The sequence below is a fragment of the Paracoccus sp. S4493 genome (assembly GCF_000967735.1).
GTDB lineage: Bacteria > Pseudomonadota > Alphaproteobacteria > Rhodobacterales > Rhodobacteraceae > Paracoccus > Paracoccus marcusii.
Window position 1 is genome coordinate 1 of sequence record NZ_JXYF01000069.1, and the last position, 21,125, is coordinate 21,125.

At 68.7% G+C, this 21,125-nt stretch carries 22 protein-coding genes; 12 read left to right on the forward strand and 10 right to left on the reverse strand.

What is annotated here, in order from left to right:
• Nucleotides 1–4: 4 nt before the first annotated feature.
• The gene (locus tag TW83_RS11500; protein WP_045982918.1) at nt 5–1,201 is read right to left on the reverse strand and encodes an MFS transporter; all 1,197 of its coding nucleotides are present in this window, start codon (nt 1,199–1,201) and stop codon (nt 5–7) included.
• Nucleotides 1,202–1,205: 4 nt separating this feature from the next.
• Nucleotides 1,206–1,847, reverse strand: a complete 642-nt coding sequence (gene eda, locus TW83_RS11505) for a bifunctional 4-hydroxy-2-oxoglutarate aldolase/2-dehydro-3-deoxy-phosphogluconate aldolase (RefSeq protein WP_045982919.1) — start codon at nt 1,845–1,847, stop codon at nt 1,206–1,208.
• Between the two features lie 261 nt (nt 1,848–2,108).
• Between eda and rpsB the strand changes: the two genes are divergently transcribed.
• Both rpsB and tsf read left to right on the forward strand, forming a co-directional pair.
• On the forward strand, nt 2,109–2,891 hold the full coding sequence (gene rpsB / locus TW83_RS11510) for a 30S ribosomal protein S2 (protein WP_045982920.1): 783 nt from the start codon (nt 2,109–2,111) through the stop codon (nt 2,889–2,891).
• Between the two features lie 84 nt (nt 2,892–2,975).
• Nucleotides 2,976–3,887, forward strand: coding sequence for a translation elongation factor Ts (gene tsf, locus TW83_RS11515; protein ID WP_045982921.1), 912 nt, complete (start codon nt 2,976–2,978; stop codon nt 3,885–3,887).
• 187 nt (nt 3,888–4,074) lie between these two features.
• Here tsf and TW83_RS19395 read toward each other — a convergent pair whose 3' ends face one another.
• Nucleotides 4,075–4,833 (reverse strand): LuxR family transcriptional regulator, encoded by a 759-nt coding sequence (locus tag TW83_RS19395; protein WP_052714848.1) that lies wholly within the window; start codon nt 4,831–4,833, stop codon nt 4,075–4,077.
• A gap of 210 nt (nt 4,834–5,043) precedes the next feature.
• On the opposite strand from TW83_RS19395, the gene TW83_RS11525 reads away from it, so the two are divergent.
• Nucleotides 5,044–5,631, forward strand: a complete 588-nt coding sequence (locus TW83_RS11525; protein WP_045982922.1) for a d(CMP) kinase — start codon at nt 5,044–5,046, stop codon at nt 5,629–5,631.
• 37 nt (nt 5,632–5,668) lie between these two features.
• Here TW83_RS11525 and ade read toward each other — a convergent pair whose 3' ends face one another.
• The 5 genes from ade to TW83_RS11550 form a co-directional block, all read right to left on the reverse strand.
• On the reverse strand, nt 5,669–7,363 hold the full coding sequence (gene ade, locus TW83_RS11530) for an adenine deaminase (RefSeq protein ID WP_045982923.1): 1,695 nt from the start codon (nt 7,361–7,363) through the stop codon (nt 5,669–5,671).
• Nucleotides 7,364–7,424: 61 nt separating this feature from the next.
• Nucleotides 7,425–8,054, reverse strand: a complete 630-nt coding sequence (hisH, locus tag TW83_RS11535; protein WP_045982924.1) for an imidazole glycerol phosphate synthase subunit HisH — start codon at nt 8,052–8,054, stop codon at nt 7,425–7,427.
• Nucleotides 8,054–8,641 carry an imidazoleglycerol-phosphate dehydratase HisB gene (gene hisB, locus TW83_RS11540; protein ID WP_045982925.1) on the reverse strand — a complete coding sequence of 196 codons (588 nt, stop codon included), beginning with the start codon at nt 8,639–8,641 and terminating at the stop codon, nt 8,054–8,056. The genes hisH and hisB overlap by 1 nt, the downstream gene beginning before the upstream one ends.
• A 45-nt stretch (nt 8,642–8,686) precedes the next feature.
• Complete coding sequence (locus TW83_RS11545) at nt 8,687–10,033, reverse strand: TrkH family potassium uptake protein (protein ID WP_045982926.1); 1,347 nt, start codon at nt 10,031–10,033, stop codon at nt 8,687–8,689.
• Complete coding sequence (locus TW83_RS11550; RefSeq protein ID WP_045982927.1) at nt 10,030–10,686, reverse strand: TrkA family potassium uptake protein; 657 nt, start codon at nt 10,684–10,686, stop codon at nt 10,030–10,032. Before TW83_RS11550 ends, TW83_RS11545 begins: the two co-directional genes overlap by 4 nt.
• Nucleotides 10,687–10,891: 205 nt before the next feature.
• On the opposite strand from TW83_RS11550, the gene TW83_RS11555 reads away from it, so the two are divergent.
• From TW83_RS11555 to TW83_RS11570, 4 genes are all read left to right on the forward strand, one after another.
• Nucleotides 10,892–12,661, forward strand: coding sequence for a BCCT family transporter (locus tag TW83_RS11555; RefSeq protein ID WP_084697415.1), 1,770 nt, complete (start codon nt 10,892–10,894; stop codon nt 12,659–12,661).
• Between the two features lie 104 nt (nt 12,662–12,765).
• On the forward strand, nt 12,766–13,236 hold the full coding sequence (locus TW83_RS11560) for a hypothetical protein (protein WP_052714849.1): 471 nt from the start codon (nt 12,766–12,768) through the stop codon (nt 13,234–13,236).
• Between the two features lies 1 nt (nt 13,237).
• Nucleotides 13,238–13,600 (forward strand): cell division protein ZapA, encoded by a 363-nt coding sequence (locus TW83_RS11565; protein ID WP_045982928.1) that lies wholly within the window; start codon nt 13,238–13,240, stop codon nt 13,598–13,600.
• Nucleotides 13,601–13,643: 43 nt separating this feature from the next.
• Nucleotides 13,644–13,943, forward strand: coding sequence for a hypothetical protein (locus TW83_RS11570; RefSeq protein WP_052714850.1), 300 nt, complete (start codon nt 13,644–13,646; stop codon nt 13,941–13,943).
• Here the strand turns inward: TW83_RS11570 and TW83_RS11575 are convergent.
• Entirely contained in the window at nt 13,940–14,716 is a 777-nt protein-coding gene (locus TW83_RS11575; RefSeq protein ID WP_045982929.1) for an alpha/beta fold hydrolase, read from the reverse strand. The two genes, TW83_RS11570 and TW83_RS11575, sit on opposite strands and share 4 nt — an antisense overlap.
• Before the next feature lie 54 nt (nt 14,717–14,770).
• Between TW83_RS11575 and TW83_RS11580 the strand changes: the two genes are divergently transcribed.
• Together TW83_RS11580 and TW83_RS11585 are read left to right on the forward strand one after the other, a co-directional pair.
• Entirely contained in the window at nt 14,771–15,169 is a 399-nt protein-coding gene (locus TW83_RS11580) for a hypothetical protein (protein ID WP_084697417.1), read from the forward strand.
• A gap of 99 nt (nt 15,170–15,268) precedes the next feature.
• Nucleotides 15,269–16,468 carry an MFS transporter gene (locus TW83_RS11585; protein ID WP_045982930.1) on the forward strand — a complete coding sequence of 400 codons (1,200 nt, stop codon included), beginning with the start codon at nt 15,269–15,271 and terminating at the stop codon, nt 16,466–16,468.
• Here TW83_RS11585 and TW83_RS11590 read toward each other — a convergent pair.
• Complete coding sequence (locus TW83_RS11590) at nt 16,374–17,150, reverse strand: DUF599 domain-containing protein (RefSeq protein WP_045982931.1); 777 nt, start codon at nt 17,148–17,150, stop codon at nt 16,374–16,376. The genes TW83_RS11585 and TW83_RS11590 overlap by 95 nt on opposite strands.
• Before the next feature lie 91 nt (nt 17,151–17,241).
• Here TW83_RS11590 and TW83_RS11595 point away from each other — a divergent pair, with 91 nt between their 5' ends.
• From TW83_RS11595 to glcF, 3 genes are read left to right on the forward strand one after another with little or no spacing between them, the layout of a single operon-like run.
• Entirely contained in the window at nt 17,242–18,699 is a 1,458-nt protein-coding gene (locus TW83_RS11595) for an FAD-linked oxidase C-terminal domain-containing protein (protein ID WP_045982943.1), read from the forward strand.
• Nucleotides 18,689–19,726 (forward strand): FAD-binding protein, encoded by a 1,038-nt coding sequence (locus TW83_RS11600; protein WP_045982932.1) that lies wholly within the window; start codon nt 18,689–18,691, stop codon nt 19,724–19,726. Before TW83_RS11595 ends, TW83_RS11600 begins: the two co-directional genes overlap by 11 nt.
• Nucleotides 19,726–21,021 (forward strand): glycolate oxidase subunit GlcF, encoded by a 1,296-nt coding sequence (glcF, locus tag TW83_RS11605; RefSeq protein WP_045982933.1) that lies wholly within the window; start codon nt 19,726–19,728, stop codon nt 21,019–21,021. Before TW83_RS11600 ends, glcF begins: the two co-directional genes overlap by 1 nt.
• Nucleotides 21,022–21,125: the final 104 nt, after the last annotated feature.

Here is a 21,125-nt window from a genome sequence, read left to right on the forward strand (position 1 = left end):
GACCTCAGACGGGGCGGGGGCGCATGACCAGCCAGATCAGCGCCCCGCCCGCCAGCGCCAGGAAAGGCAGCATCGCCAGGTTCACCGCGTTCCAGCCGGCGACGATCGACCCGCCCGAGCAGTTCATCAGCCCGCCCGAGGACAGGGACGCCAGGAACACCCCGCCGAAGACCACGAAATCGTTCATGCCCTGAACGCGGCCGCGTTCCTCGGGGGCATGGGCGCGGGTCAGCATGGTGGTGGCGCCGATATAGCCGAAGTTCCAGCCGATCCCCAGGAGGATCAGGGCGATGAAGAACTGCTCCACCTCCACCCCGGACAGGGCGACGGCGCCCGCGGCGGCCAGGATCGCCAGGCCCAACCCGACGATCCGCTCCGGTCCGAAGCGTGCGATCAGGTGACCGGTGACGAAGCTGGGCGCGAACATGGCCAGCACATGCGCGCTGACGATATTGGCGGCATCCGCCGTGTCATAGCCGCAGCCCACCACGGCCAGGGGCGTCGAGGTCATCACCAGGTTCATCAGCGCATAGGACACCATGCCGCAGATCATCGCCACGGCAATGGCGGGGGTCCGCAGGATCTGCCCCATCGGGCGCCCCGTGGATGCGCCCGCCACCGGCGCGGGCGGTTTGGGGATGTCCAGGAAGGCGAACAGCAGCGGTCCGGCCAGGTTCAGGCCGATCACCGCCAGATAGGTCGCCAGGAACGGCACGGCGGTCAGGTCGCTGGTCATGCGCACCAGCGCCGGGCCGATGATGGCGGCGGCCAAGCCCCCGGCCATGACCAGGCTGATGGCCTTTGGGGCGTAATCCTCGGGCGCGGTGTCGGTCGCGGCAAAGCGGTAGAAGCCCTGCGCCGACATGTAGATGCCGGTCAGCCCGGACCCCACCATGAACAGCGCGAACGAGCCCAGCCACAGCCCCGCCGCCGCGATCGCCGCGCCCAAGGCCCCCGCCGCCACGGCCAGCAGGAACCCCGCCTGCCGCCCGCGCGCCTGCATGAAGCGCGCTAGCGGCCGTGCCGACAGGGTCGATCCCAGGATGATCATCGACAGCGGCAGCGTCACCAGGCAGGGATGCGGGGACAGGATCTGTCCCGCAAGCCCCCCCACGATGAAGATGACCGACATCTGCGCGCCCAGGATCGCCTGTGCCAGCACAAGGACCGCGACGTTGCGCCGGGCGCGCGCCAGATCCATCGTGTCAGCCGCGCAGTGCCGCGGCGGTGCGGGCGCGATCCTCGATCGCCTGCCAGTTGCCTGCGGCCATGTCGGCATCGGTCACGATCCAGCTGCCGCCGACGCAGATCACGTTGGGCAGCGACAGATAGCTGCCCGCGTTCTGGGGTGTCACGCCGCCCGTGGGGCAGAAGCTGATGCGGGGCAGGGGGCCCGCCAGCGATTTCAGCGCGGGGGCTCCGCCCACGGCCTCGGCCGGGAAGAACTTGAGCATGTCGAAGCCCGCATCGGCGGCCCGCATCACTTCGGAGGCGGTGACGGCGCCCGGTAGGAGCGGCAGTGCCAGATCCTCGCAGGCGGCGATCAGCCGGTCGGTCAGGCCCGGAGAGACCGCAAAGCTGGCGCCCGCGTCCTTGGCGCGCTTGGCGTCGTCCGGGGTCAGCACGGTGCCCGCGCCGACATGGCCGCCCGCGACGCCGCTCATGGCGCGGATCGCGTCAAGCGCGGCGTCCGAGCGCAGCGTCACCTCCAGCACCGGCAACCCGCCCGCGACCAGCGCACGGGCCAGCCCCTCGGCATGGGCCACGTCCTTGATGACGATGACCGGGATCACCGGCGCAAGCTGGCACAGGGCTTTCGTCTGCCGAGACTGATCTTGGGGGGTCATGGCGGGCCTATCGCTTATGAATGGAACTGCTGCGAACCTGAACCCAAGCCCCGCCCGATGCAAGGGTGCCGCCATGCCGATGTTACCGCTACCTGCAGGAATGCCACAGCGAATTCGCTTGCCTTTCACCCGTACAGGGGCTATCGCGCGCCTACTTCACAGGCAGGGGAGGGCCTTGCGGGACATATCCGCAACGGTCCACCGGTTGGGGCATCCGCCCTGAGACCCCCTGCCAAGGCGCAAACCGGAAAGGAACTCCTCATGGCGCTTCCCGAATTCTCGCTGCGTCAGCTTCTTGAAGCTGGCGTCCACTATGGTCACCAGACCCAACGCTGGAACCCCCGCATGGGTGAGTTCATCTATGGTGACCGCAACGGCATCCACATCCTGGACCTGACGCAGACCGTGCCGATGCTGGACGCGGCCCTGCAGGTCGTGCGCGATACCGTCGCCAAGGGCGGCCGCGTGCTGTTCGTCGGCACCAAGCGCCAGGCACAGCGTTCCATCGCGGAAGCGGCTGAAAAGTCGGCACAGTTCTACATGAACCACCGTTGGCTGGGCGGTACGCTGACCAACTGGAAGACCGTCAGCCAGTCGATCAACCGCCTGAAGGCGATCGACGAGACGATGGCCGGCGGCGCCGAGGGCCTGACCAAGAAAGAGCGCCTGCAGCTGGAGCGCGAGCAGACCAAACTGCAAGCCTCGCTGGGCGGCATCCGCGACATGGGCGGCCTTCCCGACCTGCTGTTCGTCATCGACGTGAACAAGGAAGACCTGGCCATCCTGGAAGCCAAGAAGCTGGGCATCCCGGTCGTGGCCGTGGTCGACACCAACTGCTCGCCCGACGGTATCGACTACATCATCCCGGGCAACGACGACGCGGCCCGCGCCATCGCGCTGTACTGCGACCTGGTCAGCCGTGCGGCCCTGGACGGCATGACCGCGCACATGGGTGCGTCGGGCGTCGACCTGGGTTCGCTGGCCGAAGCGCCGGAAGAGCTGCTGGACGAGCCGGCGACCGAAGAGGCCGCAGCCGAGGCCTGATCCGCCCCGGAACCACCCATTCATCGGATTGTCGTCAGGCGGGGATATGCCCCGCCTGACGCGTTGAACAGATAGGAGACGGATATGGCAATCACCGCAGCGATGGTGAAGGAACTGCGCGAGACCACCGGCGCAGGCATGATGGACGCCAAGAAGGCCCTGACCGAGAACGACGGCAACATGGAAGCGGCCATCGACTGGCTGCGCACCAAGGGCCTGGCGAAAGCCGCCAAGAAGGCCGATCGCGTTGCCGCCGAAGGTCTGGTGGGCGTCCAGGTCTCGGGTGGCCGCGGCGTCGCCGTCGAGATCAACTCGGAGACCGACTTCGTCGCCAAAAACGCCGATTTCCAGCAGCTGGTCCGTGATATCACCGGCGTCGCGCTGAACGGCGCGGGCGAGATCGAGGCCCTGAAGGCCGCCGATCTGGACGGTAAGTCCGTCTCGGACGTCGTGACCGGCGCCATCGCCCGCATCGGCGAGAACCTGACCCTGCGCCGCGTGCAGGTCCTGGAAGGCGAGACCGTCGTGTCCTACGTGCACAACGCCGCCGCTGACGGCCTGGGCAAGATCGGCGTGCTGGTCGCGCTGTCGGGTCCGGCTGACAAGGCGCCGACCGTGGGCAAGCAGTTCGCGATGCACATTGCGGCGACGAACCCCGTCTCGCTGTCCGAGGCGACCATGGATCCCGCCGCGCTGGAGCGCGAGCTGCAGGTCCAGACCGCCAAGGCGCTGGAAGAGAACGCCTCTTCGGCCAAGCCGAAGCCCGAGGCCGTCATCCAGAACAACATCATTCCGGGCCGGATGAAGAAGTTCGTGGCCGAGAACACGCTGCTGGGTCAGGCCTTCGTGATGAACCCCGACCTGACGGTCGAGCAGGCCGCGGCCGAGGCCGGCGTCCAGATCACCGGCTATGCCCGCGTGATGGTCGGCGAAGGCATCGAGAAGAAGGAAGAGGATTTCGCAGCCGAGGTTGCCAAGACCCTCAGCGGCGCCTGATCCTTTCTTGATCGAACGACACGAATGCCGGCCCCCTGGGCCGGCATTTCGCGTTCCGGACCTTGGTGGCGGCGCCCGGCCAAGGCAACCTTGCCGCACGCCGCCTGTTCCTGACACTTGCGTGTCACCACTCACGGAACGCCGCGATGTGACGCGGTTTCGGGGGCGGGCGAAACGGTGGAAAACCCTACCCCTGGCCCCCCAGCCTCAGCGAGGCGGCGGCAGGCTGGAACAGCTGATGCGTCACATGGGCCTTGAGCACGGCCTGGGGCGTCGTCTCGACCCCCAGGGCCTCGCGGGCCAAGCGCATGTGCTTTTCCACGGTGGCGGCGGTGATGCCCAAAATCACCGCGATCTCTCCGACGGTCTTGCCGGCCGAGCGCCAGCCCAGGACCTCGCGTTGGCGCGGGGTCAGGGTGGCCTTGGGCAGGTTGCGCTGCATCGTCGCGATGCGCATGTGCATTACCCAGGACAGCACCCGGACCTCGCGGCCCGACCGCGCCCAGGACGCCTGCAGGTCCTGTGCATCGGCACCCCGCCGCGGCATCACCACCACCGCGCCCACGCTGTGGAGGACCTTGTCGCGCAGGCTGATGATGCGGGCATGGCCCAGCCCGTGTTCCGCCGCCAGCCCGAAGGAGCGCGACGGGCCGAATTGGTCCTGCAACGCGTCGGACGCGATGTCGCCGTCATTGTCGCGCACCCATTCGACCCAGGGGTCCTGATCCAGGTCGCGCAGCCGCTGGGCCTGTTCGATCAGATCGGGGGGCAGGTTGCTGAAGACCACGGGGTTGTCGCGCAACAGCGCCCTGGGCACCGTCAGCATGAAACGCGCGGCATAAAGGGCGTGATCGTAGCCAAGCTGGCCGACCGCTTCCAGAAATACGGCGCGGATGTCGGCAATGGTCGGGGCGTCCAGAAGACGTTCGATAAAACCTGATAACATCTATGTCTAAAACTCAATGCGTTCTTAAAGTCCCATAGGACGGCGCAGCGCAGAGATTGCCAAGGGGTAATGTCGTGAAAATATCGCGATGGCCGGTGATCTGAATGTTGCGCGTGGCGGTCCGGGGGCGGGGGTGCTGGACGCGTGGCCCCGGGCATGCGAAGGGTGCGGGACATTCCGTTCTCAACGCCAACCGACAGATCGCCTGCCATGCCCTTCATCATCGCCATCGACGGACCGGCCGCATCGGGCAAGGGCACCATCGCCCGCGCGCTGGCCGACCGGTTCGGATTTCACCACCTGGACACGGGTCTGCTGTACCGGGCGACCGGCGCCAAGGGGGGCGATCCTGTCGCGGCGGCCCATTCGCTGAACGCGGAGGATCTGGCCCGCCCGGACCTGCGCAGCGCCGAGGCGGGTCAGGCCGCCAGCCGCATCGCGGCCATTCCCGACGTCCGCACGGCCTTGGTCGCGTTCCAGCACCGCTTTGCCGCGCAGGACCCCGGCGCCGTGCTGGACGGGCGCGACATCGGCACGGTCATCTGTCCCGATGCGGCGGTCAAGCTGTACGTGGTCGCCTCGGACGAGGTTCGGGCGGCGCGTCGTGCGGCTGAACTGGGCGCCGACCCCCAGGAGATGTTGGCCCAGCTGCGCGAACGCGACCTGCGCGACAGCCAGCGGGCGACGGCGCCGCTGCGTCCGGCAGAGGATGCGGTGGTGCTGGACACCAGCACGCTGAGCATCGACGATGCCGTGGCGCGCGCCGTGGCCGAGGTGCTGCGCGTCCGAGGCGACTGACGGGTTTGTAGCCCTTCCTGCACCGATGCCGGCGGGGTCAGGGGGCGATGATCTCGAATTTCGCGACATCGACCATGCCGCGATCGGTGATCTTCAGCGCAGGAATGACCGGCAGTGCAAGGAAGGCCAGCTGCAGGAACGGTTCCTCCAGGGTCGTGCCCAGGGTCCGGGCGGCCTCGCGCAGCGCGATCAGCGTGTCGCGCACGGTCTCGAACGGCTCAAGGCTCATCAGCCCGGCGACCGGCAGGGGCAGTTCGGCCAGGATGCGGCCGTCGCAGGCCACGACGAATCCCCCCTCCAGATCGGTCAGCCGGTTGGCCGCCAGCGCCATGTCCGCGTAATCGACGCCCACGACGGCGATGTTGTGGTGGTCATGGCACAGCGTCGAGGCGATGGCCCCGCGCGCCAGACCAAACCCCTGCACGAAGCCCGTAGCGATGTTGCCGTTCCGCCCATGCCGCTCGATCACCGCGATGCGGGACAGATCGCGCGCGGGGTCGGGGCGCTTGTCGCCGTCCTGCGGCGGGATGTCCTGGGTCAGGTGTTCGGTGATGATCTTGCCTTCCAGGATGCCGATCACCGGCGTCTCCGTGCGGTTGCCGGTGCAGCGGAAATCCTGCGGCGTGACCCTGGGCGCCTTGACCGAGGCGCGTCCCACCGGCGCCACCGTCCCGCGCGCGGCGAAGGCCGCATCATCGACGACCTGCCCGCCGGTCAGGACCAGCTGCGCGTGGCACCCCTCCAGGCTGTCGATGGCGACGATATCGGCGCGCAGGCCCGGCGCGATCAGCCCGCGATCCTTCAGCCCGAAGGCCTCGGCCGCCGACAGCGACGCCGCGCGATAGGCCGCCAGCGGCGATGTGCCAAGCGCGATCAGCCGGCGGATCATGTAGTCCAGATGCCCATGCTCTCCGATGTCCAGCGGGTTGCGGTCGTCGGTGCACAGGCACAGATAGGCGCTGGTCGCCTCGGTCAGGATCGGCTGCAGCGCATCCAGGTCCTTGCTGACCGAGCCTTCGCGGATCAGGACGCGCATGCCCTTGCGCAGCTTCTCCAGCGCTTCGTCGGCGGTCGTGGCCTCATGCTCGGTGCGGATGCCGGCGGCGACATAGGCGTTCAGGTCCAGACCCGTCAGCTGCGGGCAATGCCCGTCGATATGGCCGCCCGCGAACAGGCGCAGCTTGGTGATGGCGGCCGGATCGCGGTGGATCACGCCGGGATAGTTCATGAATTCGGCCAGCCCGATGGCCGAAGGGTGGCCCATGACCTGCGCCAGATCCCCGGCCTCGATCCGCGCGCCGGATGTCTCCATCTCCGTAGACGGCACGCAGGAGGACAGCTGCACCCGCAGGTCCATCAGCAGATGCTCGGACGCGGCCTGAAAATACCGGATGCCGTCCAGGCCGATGACGTTGGCGATCTCGTGCGGGTCACAGATGGCCGTGGTGACGCCGCGGGGCGTCACGCAGCGGTCGAATTCGAAGGGCGTGACCAGGCTGCTTTCGACATGCAGATGCGTGTCGATGAAGCCCGGCACCAGGATCAGCCCGGTGACGTCGATCACGCGGGTGCCGTCGTAATCGCCGATGCCTGCGATGCGGTCGCCGCAGATCGCCACGTCGCCCGCCATCATCGTGCCGGTGATCAGATCGAAGACACGGCCGCCGCGCAGGATCAGGTCGGCGGCCTGATCGCCCCGGGCCACGGCGATGCGGCGTTCCAGATCATCCATCACTCTCTCCTGTCCGTTTGCGGCACATGACCGCAAACGGCGCCGGAGGTCCAGTGACCGCTCAGGGGTTCCAGCGCAGGAAGTTGGCGATCAGGCGCAGGCCCACGGCCTGGGATTTCTCGGGGTGGAACTGAGTGCCGACGATGTTGTCGCGTCCGACCACCGCCGTCACCGGCCCGCCGTAATCGACATGGGCCAACAGATGGGCGGGGTCCGCCACCTGGAACTGCCAGCTGTGGACGAAATAGGCGTGATCGCCGGTCGCGATCCCCTCCAGCACGGGGTGGGGGCGGTCGATGACCAGATCGTTCCAGCCCATATGCGGCACCTTGAGGCCCGGGGCGGCGATGGCGCGGATCTCTCCGCCGATCCAGTCCAGGCCGGGCGTCTCGCGGTATTCATGGCCGGTGGTCGCCAGCATCTGCATGCCGACGCAGATGCCCATGAAGGGCACGCCGCGGGTCAGGACGGCGTCGCGGATCGCCTCGGCCATGCCGTCCACCTCGCCAAGGGCGGTGCGGCAGGCGGCGAAGGCCCCGTCGCCGGGCAGCACGATGCGGTCGGCGCGGGCGGCGACCTCGGGGTCGGAGGTCACGACGACCTCGGCGCCCGCGTCGCGGCCCATCAGCTGGAACGCCTTTTCGGCCGAATGCAGGTTGCCGCTGTCGTAATCGACCAGCGCGACCCGCATCACAGCGCCCCCTTGGTCGAGGGCAGGACGCCCGCCATGCGCGGATCGGGCTCGACCGCCTCGCGCAACGCGCGGGCCACGGCCTTGAAGGCGGCCTCGGCGATGTGATGGCTGTTCAGCCCGTGCAGGCGGTCGACATGCAGCGTGATGCCGCCATGCGTGGACAGCGCCTGGAAGAACTCGCGCACCAGTTCGGTGTCGAAGGTGCCGATCTTTTCCGACGGAAAGTCGACGTTCCAGACCAGATAGGGCCGCGCCGACAGGTCCAGCGCGGCGCGGACCAGCGAATCGTCCATGGCCAGCAGGAAGCTGCCGTAACGGCGGATGCCTTTCTTGTCGCCCAGTGCCGCGACCAGGGCCTGGCCGATGGCAATGCCCGTATCCTCGACCGTGTGGTGATCGTCGATATGCAGGTCGCCCTGCGCGCGGATGGTCATGTCGATCAGCGAATGGCGCGACAGCTGGTCCAGCATGTGATCGAAGAAGCCCACGCCGGTCCGGTTGTCATAGACCCCGGTGCCGTCGAGGTTCAGCGTCACCTTGATCGAGGTTTCCGAGGTCTTGCGGGTGATGGTCGCCTGGCGCATGGGATGTCCTTCCTGTCAGGGCGCCTTATAGGGGCGGCGGGCGCATCAGCCAAGGTGCACTTGGCCCGCGGGATATCGCACCCGCGGCACCATCCGCGTGGCCAGGAAGAACCCCAGGGTCAGTGGCCCGACCCGGCCCAGGAACATCACCACCATGATGACCGCGCGCCCGAATTCGGATAGTTCAGGCGTATAGGCCCGCGACAGGCCGACCGTGCCGAAGGCCGACGAAACCTCGAACGCGATGTCGACGAAATCGCCGCCCTCGCTGATCAGCAGCAGAAAGATCGCGGTGACGATGACGGCCGAGGCCATCGCCATCAGCGCCATCGCCTTGAGCACGTCGCCAAGGGGGATGGACCGGCCGAACCCCGTCACCTCGGTCCGGCGCCGCAGGAACGCCCAGGTCGCCAGCAGCATCACGAAGACGGTCGTCACCTTGAGCCCGCCGCCCGTCGAGGTGGGGCCGGCGCCGATGATCATCAGGATCATGTACATGAACGAGGTGGAATCCTCCAACCCCGCAATGTCGGTCGAATTGAATCCCGCGGTGCGGGTGGTCACGCCCTGGAACCACGCGACGGTCAGGCGGGCGGTAATGCTGTGATACTGTGCCAGCGTGTTGGGGTTGTCCCATTCCAGGATCGCGGTCATGGCGACGCCGCCCACGATCAGGATGGCGGTGCCGACCATCATCATCCGCGTGTGCAGCGACCAGCCGCGCCAGAACGCGCGCTGGTACAGGTCGGCGATGACGACGTAGCCGATGCCGCCCGTGATGAACAGGACCGGGATCACCACGTTGACCACCGGGTCCAGCGCGTATCCCGTCAGCCCCGGAGAGAAGGTCGAGAAGCCCGCGTTGTTGAACGCCGAGACGGAATGGAAGATCGCATGCCACAGCCCCGGGCCCAGCCCGTGATGGGGCATGAAGGACAGGCACAGCAGCATCGCGCCCGCGACCTCGGCCATGACGACGATACGCAGGATGGTCCAGACCAGCCGCGTCAGCTTGCCGTACGAGGTCTGGTTCAGATCCTCGCGCAGATAGGTGCCTTGGGTGATGCCCAGGGGGCGGCCCAGGGCCGACCAGATCAGCACCGCGAAGGTCATCAGGCCCAGCCCGCCCAGCTGGATCAGCACCGCGATGACCAGCTGTCCCCAGAACGCATAGCCCAGTTCGGTGTCGACCACGTTCAGCCCGGTCACCGTCACCGCCGAGGTCGAGGTGAACAGCGCATCCGACAGCGTGATCGGCGTGTGCGTCATCGGCGGCAGCATCAGCAGCAGGCCGCCCACCGCGATCAGGGTCAGGTACCCCACCGCCAGAACGGCCGGCGGCGGCGTGCGCGCCAGCCAGCGCCGCAGCGCCGAGGGGCGGGGCCGCTTCACAGCCGGTCGCCGAAACCGGTCAGGTCCACCCGCTTGCCCAGCAGCAGCAGGCGGTCGTTGGCCTGCAGGACCGGGTCCTCTCCGCGGATGTCGCGATATTCGGTGCCGCGCATCATGCCCAGGATCTCGATCCCCGGGCCGGGGTTCAGCTGCGACAGGGTACGGCCCGACAGGCGGTGCGGGATCATCAGGTTCACCACCGAATAGCCGTTGCCCAGGCTGACATAGTCCTGGACCGCCGGGTTGTTCAGCATCTGCGCGGTGTGGCGGCCCATCTCCAGCCCCGGCATGACGACGCGGTCGGCGCCGATCTTGGACAGGATGCGGTGATGGGTGCGGTTGTCGGCCTTGGCCCAGACCGTGCCCACGCCCACCAGCCGCAGGTTCATCGCGGCGATCACGTTGCTTTCCAGGTTGTTGCCGATCGACACCAGCCCCACGTCATAGCGGTCGACGCCCGCCTCGCGCAGCGCGCCTTCGTCGGTGGCGTCCAGGATCAGCGACGCGGGCAGCTGTTCGGCCAGCGCCGCCACCCGCCGCGGGTCCTTGTCGATGCCCATGACCTGGTTGCCGAACCGCGCCAGTTCGGCGGCCACGACGCTGCCGAAGGCGCCAAGCCCGATCACGACAAAGCTGCGGTTCACTTTTCCCATCGGGTCCTCGCCACGGCGCAAAACGCGAATGCTTGGTCACGGTTGCCGGCAAAGTCAACGGTCGGGCTGGGCAGGCCGGTGGGAACCAAATGTCCGGCAGTGGCCTTTCTGACCGAAATGTGAGAAGGAGTGAGCCTCCGCGGCGGATTTCCGCCAAGGGTCCAAGGACCTGCCACCCGTTCGAGACCAAATCTGAAAGGGACAGATGTCACAAACACCACCGAAAGGTCCGGGAACGCCGGGCACCCCCCGCGACCGGACGCGCGAACAGGACGCCCTGAGCGGCCGTTACCCGCCCCATGCCCCCAAGGCCCCGCCGCCCAAGGCAGAGCCTGCACCCGCCCCCGATGACGGCATCGAGCCGCTGCCCGAGCCCGAAGGCCCGACAGAGATCATCGAGACCGACTATACCATCGGTCAGGACAACATTGAACATCAGGGCAAGGTGCCCTTCGACATCCACAACCCGGTTTTCGGCATCTCTGCCGCGGCGGTGGTGCTGTTCACCGTTGCCACGCTGATGTTTCCCGGCCAGCTGGAACCCCTGTTCGGGGGCATCCGCGACGGGCTGACATCGAACCTGGACTGGTTCTTCATGCTGGCCGGCAACGTCTTCGTGCTGTTGTGCCTGGCGCTGATCGTGTCGCCGCTTGGCCGGATCCGTCTTGGCGGACCCGAAGCCACGCCCGATTTCAGCCTGACCGGCTGGTTCGCGATGCTGTTTGCGGCGGGCATGGGCATCGGCCTGATGTTCTATGGGGTCAGCGAACCGCTGGGCCATTTCGAGGCCGCGCTGGGCGGTCCGGTGACCGAGGGGGGCGTGCGCACCGACTGGGCCCCGCTGGGCGGCGCCGTCGACGACCCCGAGGCCGCGCGCCGCATCGGCATGGCCGCAACGATCTTCCACTGGGGTCTGCACCCCTGGGCGATCTATGCGGTGGTGGCGCTGGCACTGGGCCTGTTCGCCTATAACAAGGGGCTGCCGCTGACGCTGCGTTCGGTCTTCTATCCGATCTTCGGCGAACGGATCTGGGGCTGGCCGGGCCACGTCATCGACATCCTGGCGGTGCTGGCCACGATCTTCGGCCTTGCGACCTCGCTGGGTCTGGGCGCGGAACAGGCGATGGCCGGGCTGGCCTATCTGTTCGGGTTCCAGAACACCGGCCTGAACAAGATCCTGCTGATCGTCGGCATCACCTTCGTCGCCGGGGCCTCGGTCGTCCTGGGCGTGGAAAAGGGCGTCAAGCGCCTGTCCGAGCTGAACATGATCCTGGCCATCGTGCTGCTGATCTTCGTCATCGCGGTGGGCCCGACCATGGCCATCCTGGGCGGCTTCTTCAGCAACCTGGGCGCCTATGGTGCGGAACTGATCCCGCTGTCGAACCCCTTCGGTCGCACGGACGACAACTTCCGCCACGGCTGGACCGCGTTCTATTGGGCATGGTGGATCAGCTGGTCGCCCTTCGTCGGCATGTTCATCGCCCGCGTCAGCCGCGGCCGCACCGTGCGGCAGTTCCTGATCGCGGTGCTGATCGTGCCGTCGCTGATCTCGATCCTGTGGATGACGGCGCTTGGCGGCACGGCCATCGACCTGACCGTCAGCGGTTTCTCGGGCATCCTGGATGCGCCGCTGGAACTGGAGCTGTTCACCATGCTTGGGCAGCTGCCTCTGGCTTCCATCACCTCGCTGGTGGGGATCGTGCTGGTGATCGTGTTCTTCGTGACCTCGTCGGACAGCGGATCGCTGGTCATCGACACGATCGCGGCGGGCGGCAAGATCAACGCCCCCGTACCGCAGCGCATCTTCTGGGTCGCCATCGAGGGGGCGGTCGCCATCGCCCTGCTGGTGGGCGGCGGCTTGGTCGCGTTGCAGGCGATGGCGGTGTCGACGGGCTTTCCCTTCGCCATCGTGCTGCTGGGCGCGTGCTATGCCCTGGTCAAGGGCCTGATGGCCGAGCATCGAGAGCTGCGCTGACCCCTGGATAATCGAAAGGAACGGGCGGGTTTTCCCGCCCGTTCTTGTCTTACGGGGCCCGCAATGCGAAAACGTCTTTCAGACGCCACCAAAGGACCCGCGCCATGAGCGACATCACTGCCAGCGAACGCAGGCTGCGCGCCGCGCTTGACCGGATGGACAAGATGCTTGACGTGCCCCCACGTCCGGCCGAAGCGGCGGCACCAGCCCCGTCCAGCGCCGCCGATGACGGCGCCCTGGCGGAGCTGCAGGCCCGTCTGGACGCCGCGACGGAACAGGCCGCGGGCCTGTCCGCCGCCAACGAGGAACTGATCACCGCCAACCGCGACCTTCTGGAGGCGCAGGAGACCGGCGGCATCGGGGCCGACGAACAGATGGCCGCCCTGCAGGCCGAACTGTCCGCCCTGCGCGCCGCCCGCGCCGCCGAGATGGCGCAGATGAGCGAGATCATGGCAGAGCTGGAGCGCCTGCTGGCCGACGAACCGCCGATGCTGGACGGCGCCGTGCCGGACGAGGCCGGGGGCGATGCGGGCGGTCTGCCCGAGGATCTGCCGCCCAACCACGAGGAGCGCTGACATGGCCGAGGTTGAATTCACCATCGGACACAAGGAATACCGCGTCGGCGCCGCCGATGGCGAGGAGCGCCTGCTGCAACGCGCCGCCGCCATCCTGGACGGAGAGGCGCGCCAGATCCTGGAACAGGCCGGTCGCGTTCCCGAGCCGCGCCTGCTGCTGTTGGCCGGGCTGATGCTGGCCGACCGTTTCGCCACGCTGGAGGATCGCGCCGAAAAGGCCGAACGCCACATCAATCGGCTGCAGCAGAACCCGCCCCGCGTCGAGGTTCCGGTGATTCCCTCTGACCTGCGCGAGGCGATGGCCGAACTGGCCGCCCGCGCCGAATCGCTGGCCGACCGGCTGGAGGAGCAGCGGCAGGATTAACCTGCCGTTAACCTTGCCGGGCGATGATGGGGGCATGATGTGCATGACCGCCCCTCTTGCCCTGATGCTGGCCCTGTCGGGCTGCACCACCCCGTCGCCCGGCTTCCTGGCCGCCGCGCGTCAGGACGTGATGGTCGACGGCATGCGCTTTGCCGTCTATCCCCGCGGGACCGAGGCGCAGGTGATCAGGCTGGACCGCCTGCGCCGCGCCGATCGCGTCCGTATGCCCGAACTGATGATGCGCGCGGCCGCCCAAGCCACCGGATGCCGGCCCATCGACAACAGCCTGACGCCGCAGGGCGGCCCCCATTCGGCCGTCGCACTGGTCGATCTGCGCTGCTAGCGGCCGTCGCCTAGAAAACTGACCAGCGTTTCGGCCACGGCCTCGGGCGCGTCGGCATGCAGCCAGTGCCCGGCATCCTTCAGCGTGACGATGCGCACCTGTGGAAAATGGGCGCGCAGGGCGGCCTCTCCGGCATCGGCGACATAATCGGACCGGGCCCCGCGCAGGGCCATGACCTTGCCGGGAAAGCTGCCTTGCGGCAGGTCGTCGGGCCAGCCCACGATCTGCGGCATCGCCGCGCGCAGCGCGGGCAGGTTCAGCTTCCACGCGGGCGGCGTGGCTTTGAGGTCCAGGTTCTGCAGCAGGAACGCCCGCACGCCCGGTTCGGGCACGTCCGCGGTTATCGCCGCATCGGCCTGGCTGCGGCGGGTGATCGCGGACAGATCCAGCGCCTCCATCGAGTCGATATAGCGGGTCTGGTCGTGGTCATAGGCGACGGGCGCGATGTCCATGATCACCAACTGCCGCACCAGGTCGGGCTGCGTCAGCGCCAGGACCATCGCCGCCTTGCCGCCCATCGAATGGCCGACCAGATCGACCCGCCCGCCCAGATCGCCGATCAGTCGGGCCAGATCGCCCGCCAGCGCGGGATAGTCGGCATCCATGTCCTGGGGGCTGTCGCCGTGGTTGCGCAGGTCGACCGTGACCACGCGGCGCGTCTGTGCCAGCCTACGGGCCTGCGCGCCCAGGTTGCGGCCCTGGCCGTACAGTCCGTGCACCAGCAGGACGGGAAGGGCGCCCTCGGGGCCCGCGATGGTGTGATTCAGCTTCATTCGGGCAGCTTACGGCGTCTGGCGCGCGGCTGCCATCCCGTCTATCCTGACCCGATGATGCGCAAGGGTCACAGCTTCGAAGACATTCCCGTCATGGCCGACGAGATCGCGATCCTGATCGCGTCCCGGTTCGGCGGCGCCCGGCGCGGCGAACGGCCGCCGCTTTCCGTGATGCTGAACCGCCGCGGGGGGGCGCTGCCGGCGCGCCTGCGCCGTCGTGCGGCCCGCCTGGCCGAGGCCGACCGCCTGTCGGCCCAGCCCAAGGTCGCGCGGCAGCTGCCCGCCGAGCGTCTGGCGCGCGATCACGCCGCGCTGGCCGCGCATCTGCGCCCCTTGGGCGAGATCACCCGCTGGCAGGGAAGGGCGGTCAGCTTTGGCGCCTCGGTCGCGTTCGGGGTGCTGGTGGTGGCCGCGCTGGCGATCTGGGTCGCGGTTCAGCGCGGGCTGCTGTGACGCCTTGCACATGATGCAAGGCTGACCTGTCCGCGCAGGGCTTGCCAAAACCGGCCCAAGCTGGTGTGAGGGCTAACACCCCCGTCCCAGGAACTCCGCATGACCTCTACCCCTGATTTTCGCGCCGCGATCCTGGCGCTGGCGCTTGGCGCGTTCGCCATCGGCACGTCCGAATTCGCGGCCATGGGCCTGCTGCCCTATTTCGCCGCCGACCTGGCCCTGACCGAACCGCAGGCCGGGCACGTCATCAGCGCCTATGCCCTTGGCGTCGTGGTCGGCGCGCCGGTCACCGCGATGCTGGGCGCCCGGCTGCCGCGCAGGCGCTATCTGGCGGCGCTGATGGCCTTTTACGGCGTCGTGAACCTGCTGGCGGCCTTCATGCCGGGGCTGGCGACGCTGGTCGGGGTGCGGTTCCTGGCCGGCCTGCCGCATGGCGGCTTTCTGGGCGTCGCGATGCTTTACGCGGCGGACGCGCTGCCCGTGGGACAGCGGGCCCGGGGCGCGGCACGGGTGCTGCTGGGGCTGACCATCGCCAACATCGTCGGCGTGCCGCTGGCGGGCTGGATGGGACAAAGCATCGGCTGGCGGTGGGGTTTTGCGCTGCCCGGCGTGATCGCGCTGCTGTCGGCCTGGCTGATCCTGCGCGTGGCGCCGCGCGTCGGCGGCAATCCCGACGCCCGCCCGTGGGACGAACTGGCGGCATTGCGCAACCCGCGCGTCCTGTGGGTGCTGGCCGTGGGGGCCATCGGGTTCGGCGGGCTGTTCGCGGTCTATGCCTTCCTGACGGCGGCGATCCTGGCCACCACCGACGCGCCGGGATACGTGATCCCGCTGACGCTTGCGGCCTTTGGCGTGGGCGGCACCCTGGGCACCTGGGGCGCCGGCCGCCTGACCGAGATCCTGGGCATCGACCGTGCGGCATTCGCCAGCCTGGCCGCGATGGCCGCGACCCAGGGGTTCGCAGCCCTGGTCGTGGGCAGCTGGCCGCTGATGGTGCTGTCGTCCTTCCTGATCGCCGCCGGTGCGGGGCTGGTCATTCCGCTGCAGACGCGGCTGATGGACGTGGCGGGGTCGGCCCAGAACATGGCGGCGGCGATGAATCACGCGGCCTTCAACGCGGCCAACGCGCTTGGACCCTTCCTGGCCGGGCTGGCGCTGGCAGCCGGATGGGGCTGGCGCGCGCCGGGGCTGGTGGGCGTGGCGCTTACAGCCGCGGGGGCGGTGGTGCTGACGATCGCTGTCCGACAGGACCGGAAAGCCCGGCGGACAGCATCGGGGGCGGCAGCGACCGCAGGATGACCTGGCGCGAGGTCGACGCGAATTCGCGCCGCCACGTGACCCAAAGCACGATCGCCGTGCCCAGCATCAGCGTCCAGGCGCCGGTCAGCCAGCCAAGCGCGCCAAGCGCGAAATAGACGCTGCGCAGCCCGGCGTTGAAGCTGCGGGCGGCGGTGATGTTCAGATCGGCCGCCTGCATGGCGCGGTCCATCGTCTCGGGGTGGTCGGCGCGGTTCGGGACCGCCGCCATCATCACCGCGCAATAGCCGAACAGCCGGTGCGCCCAGACGAACTTCAGGAACGCGTTCACCACGAAGAACATCGGCACCAGAAGACGCAGCTCCCACCCCGTGCCGGCGGTGGGCGTCAGCTCCAGCCCGCTGGCGACGCTGCGCAGCCGCTCGCCGTTGCCGATCAGCGCCAGCAGGCCGCCCGTGGCGATCATGCAGGCGCTGGCAAAGAACGCCGTCCCCTCGCGCAGGCTGGCCAGGATGTTGCCGTCGAAGATGCGCGGGTCGCGCTCGACGAAATGGCGCATCCATTCCCGGCGATAGCGCGTCATCAGCACCGAGACCGACGGCCGCCCCGCCGGCGGGCGCTCGGTGAACCAGCCGATCCCCAGCCAGGCGACGAACAGGAACGCCAGCGCGGCCATGTCGCGCAGGGCCATCGGAGCGGCGGAAATCTGGTCCAGCAGGTTCATGACGCGACATTAGGGCCGGACGTCGCGCCTTGAAACCCCCCGTGACGCGGCATACCGTCGGGACGACAGGCAGGGAGGAGAACCAGCCATGATGCAGATGCCCCCACCCGACGCGTCCATTCTGGCGCGCAGGCAGGCGATCACCGATGCGCTGAAGGCGGCCTTGCCCGGCGCGGTCATCGACGATCCGGCGGAAACGCGGGCCTATGAATGCGATGCGCTGTCGGCCTATCGCTGCGCGCCGCTGGCCGTGGTCCTGCCCCGCAGCACCGAGGAGGTGTCGCGCCTGCTGCGCCTGTGCCACGACCTGCGCGTGCCGGTGGTGCCGCGCGGCGCGGGAACAAGCCTTGCGGGCGGGTCCATGCCCACCGCGGATGCCGTCGTCATCGGCCTGTCGCGCATGACCGACGTGCTGGAGATCGCCCCCGGCGACCGGCTGATCCGGGTCCAGGCGGGGCGCACGAACCTGTCGGTATCGGGTGCGGTGGACGGGCTGGGCTTCTTCTATGCGCCCGATCCGTCCAGCCAGCTGGCCTGCGCCATCGGCGGCAACATCGCCATGAATTCGGGCGGCGCGCATTGCCTGAAATACGGGGTCACCACCAACAACCTCCTGGGCGTCACGGTCGTGCTGATGGACGGCTCGGTCGTGCATCTGGGCGGCCCGATGGGTGAGGGGCCGGGGCTTGATCTTCTGGGTGTCGTCTGCGGGTCCGAGGGCCAGCTGGGCATCGTGACCGAGGCGACCCTGCGCATCCTGCCCAAGCCCGCAGGCGCGCGGCCCGCGCTGATCGGCTTTGCCGCAGCCGAGACCGCAGGCGCCTGCGTCGCCGCGATCATCCGTGCGGGCATCATCCCGGTCGCGATCGAGTTCATGGACGCCCCCTGCATCAAGGCGACCGAGGAGTTTTCGGGCGCGGGCTATCCCGACTGCGAGGCGTTGCTGATCGTCGAGGTCGAGGGCACGGGCCCCGAGATCGACGAACAGTTGACCCTGATCCGCGACATCGCCATGACCTTCGACCCGGTCGAGTTCCGCGAAAGCCGGTCGGACGACGAATCCGCCCGCATCTGGAAGGGCCGGAAATCGGCCTTTGGCGCGATGGGCAGCATGGGCGACTATATCTGCCTGGACGGCACCATCCCGGTGACGGCCCTGCCCACGGTCCTGGCGGGCATCGGCGATCTGTCGCGGCAATACGGGCTGGCCGTGTCGAACGTGTTCCACGCGGGCGACGGCAACATGCATCCCCTGATCATCTATGACGCGAACAAGCCGGGCGACCTGGACCTGGCCGAGGCGCTTGGCGCCGACATCCTGCGGCTGTGCATCAAGGTCGGCGGCTGCCTGACCGGCGAACATGGCGTGGGCATCGAAAAGAGAGACCTGATGAGCGAACAGTTCGCCCCCAACGACCTCGAGGCGCAGATGCTGGTCAAGGATGCGTTCGATCCGCACTGGCTGTTGAATGCGGCCAAGGTCTTTCCCTTGGACGTCAGCGCCCCGCGCCGCGACCGCCGCCTGAACCGGCCCGCCGATGCGGCCTGAGACCGAGGGCCAGCTGGCCCAGATGATCCGCGACGCCCGCGGCCCGATCGCCGTGACCGGCGGCGCCACGCGCCTGTGGCCCGGAGAGGGGCAGGGGGACCGGATCGACACCACCGCCCTGACCGGCGTGACGCTGTACGAACCCGAGGCGCTGACGCTGGTTGTCCGTGCGGGCACCCCGGTGGAGGAAGTGCGGCAGACCTTGGCCGCCGAAGGCCAGATGCTGGGGTTCGAACCCCCGGTCACGACCGGCTCGACCATCGGCGGCGTGGCCGCGACGAATGCCAGCGGCCCGCGCCGGGTTCAGGCCGGGGCCGCGCGCGACGCGATGATCGGCGTCCGCTTCGTGGACGGGCAGGGCCAGATCGTCAGCAATGGCGGGCGGGTGATGAAGAACGTCACCGGCTATGACCTGGTCAAGCTGATGGCCGGCAGCCGGGGCACCTTGGGCGCGCTGACCGAGATCAGCTTTCGCACGGCCCCCATCCCGCCCGTGACCGCGACCCTGGCTTTGCCGGACCTGGACGCCGCGGCCGCCATCCCGGCCCTGTCCAGCGCGCTTGGCGGCCCCTTCGACGTGTCCGGAGCGGCGTGGCTGCCCGGCCACGGCGCGCTGATCCGGGTCGAGGGGCTGGCGGCATCGGTCAAGGCACGCGCGGCGGACCTGACCGCGCGCCTGTCCGCCTTCGGTACCGTACAGGAGGGCGACCCGGAGGCCTGGGATTTGCTGTGCCGGACCAGCCACCACCCCGACCTGGACACCTGGCGCATCACCTGTCGGCCAAGCGAGGCGCCGGCCCTGCTGGCGCGCCTGCCGGAACCCCGGTCGCTGGACTGGGGCGGGGCATTGATCCATGTCCGCCTGCCGCGCGGGCAGATGCCCGACCTGCCGACCTTTTCGGGCCATGCCCGCCGCATCAGCGGCGCGCCGGGCATCCTGCCCGCCCCCGACCCCCTGACCGACCGGCTGGAGCGTGACCTGCGGGCACGGTTCGACCCGCGCGGCCTGTTTGGAAACCTTGCCTGATGCAGACCCATTTCTCGCCCGAACAGCTGTCCGACCCGCTGACCGCGCGGTCGAACAAGATCCTGCGGACCTGCGTGCATTGTGGCTTTTGCACGGCGACCTGCCCGACCTATCAGGTGCTGGGGGACGAGTTGGACAGCCCCCGCGGCCGCATCTACCTGATCAAGGAGATGCTGGAATCCGGCCGGCCGGCGGACGAAAAGACGGTCAAGCATATCGACCGCTGTCTGGGCTGCCTGTCCTGCATGACGACCTGTCCGTCGGGCGTGCATTACGGTCACCTGCTGGAACATGCACGAGAGCATATCGAGGAGACCTATCGCCGTCCCGTCGCTGACCGCTTCCTGCGGTGGGTGCTGAAATTCGTGCTGCCGCATCCGGGCCGGTTCCGGCTGGCGCTGATGGGCGCGCGGATCGCGCGGCCCTTCAAGGGGCTGATGCCGGATCGCCGCCTGCGCGCGATGCTGGACATGGCGCCCAGGTCGATCCCCCCGGTCAGCCGAAACGACGACGGCCAGACCTTCCCGGCGCAGGGCACCCGTCGCGCGCGGGTCGCGCTGATGGTCGGCTGCGCGCAGCGGGCGCTGAACACCGACATCAATGATGCCACCATCCGCCTGCTGCAGCGCGCGGGGGTCGAAGTCGTGATCCCGCAGGATTTCGGGTGCTGCGGCGCGCTGACCCTGCATATGGGGCAGGAGGCCGACGGCAAGGCGCGGGCCCGCGACAGCATCCGCCGCCTGCTGGCGGCCGAGGAGGGGGGCGCGCTGGACGCGGTGATCATCAACACCTCGGGCTGCGGGACGACGATCAAGGATTACGGCCACCTGTTCAAGGGCGACCCGATGGAGGCCGAGGCGCGGCGCGTGGCGGGCTTGGCCCGTGACGTGACCGAGTTCCTGGTGGGCTTGGGCCTGCCCGCGCGGGTGGGCGATCAGGGGCAGGGGATGCGCGTCGCCTATCATTCCGCCTGCTCGCTGCAGCACGGCCAGCAGATCAAGGCGGCGCCCAAGGACCTGCTGTCTGGCATGGGCTTCACCGTGCTGGAGCCTGCGAACCCGCATCTGTGCTGCGGCTCGGCGGGCACCTACAACCTGTTGCAGCCCGAACTGTCGTCCGAGCTGAAGGCGCGCAAGGTCGAGACGCTGGAGGCGGTCGCGCCCGAGGTGATCGCGGCGGGCAATATCGGCTGCATGATGCAGATCGGCGGCGGCACGCAGGTGCCGGTGGTGCATACGGTCGAGCTGCTGGACTGGGCCACGGGCGGGCCGAAACCGGCCGCATTGGGGGCTTGAAACGCGGTTCGGGCGATCTAGATTCAGGAAACCGGCGGCCATGACGGCGTCGGTTTCCCTGCCCGCCCGGTTTCGGGGGGCTACTCTGACATCGCTTTGAACAG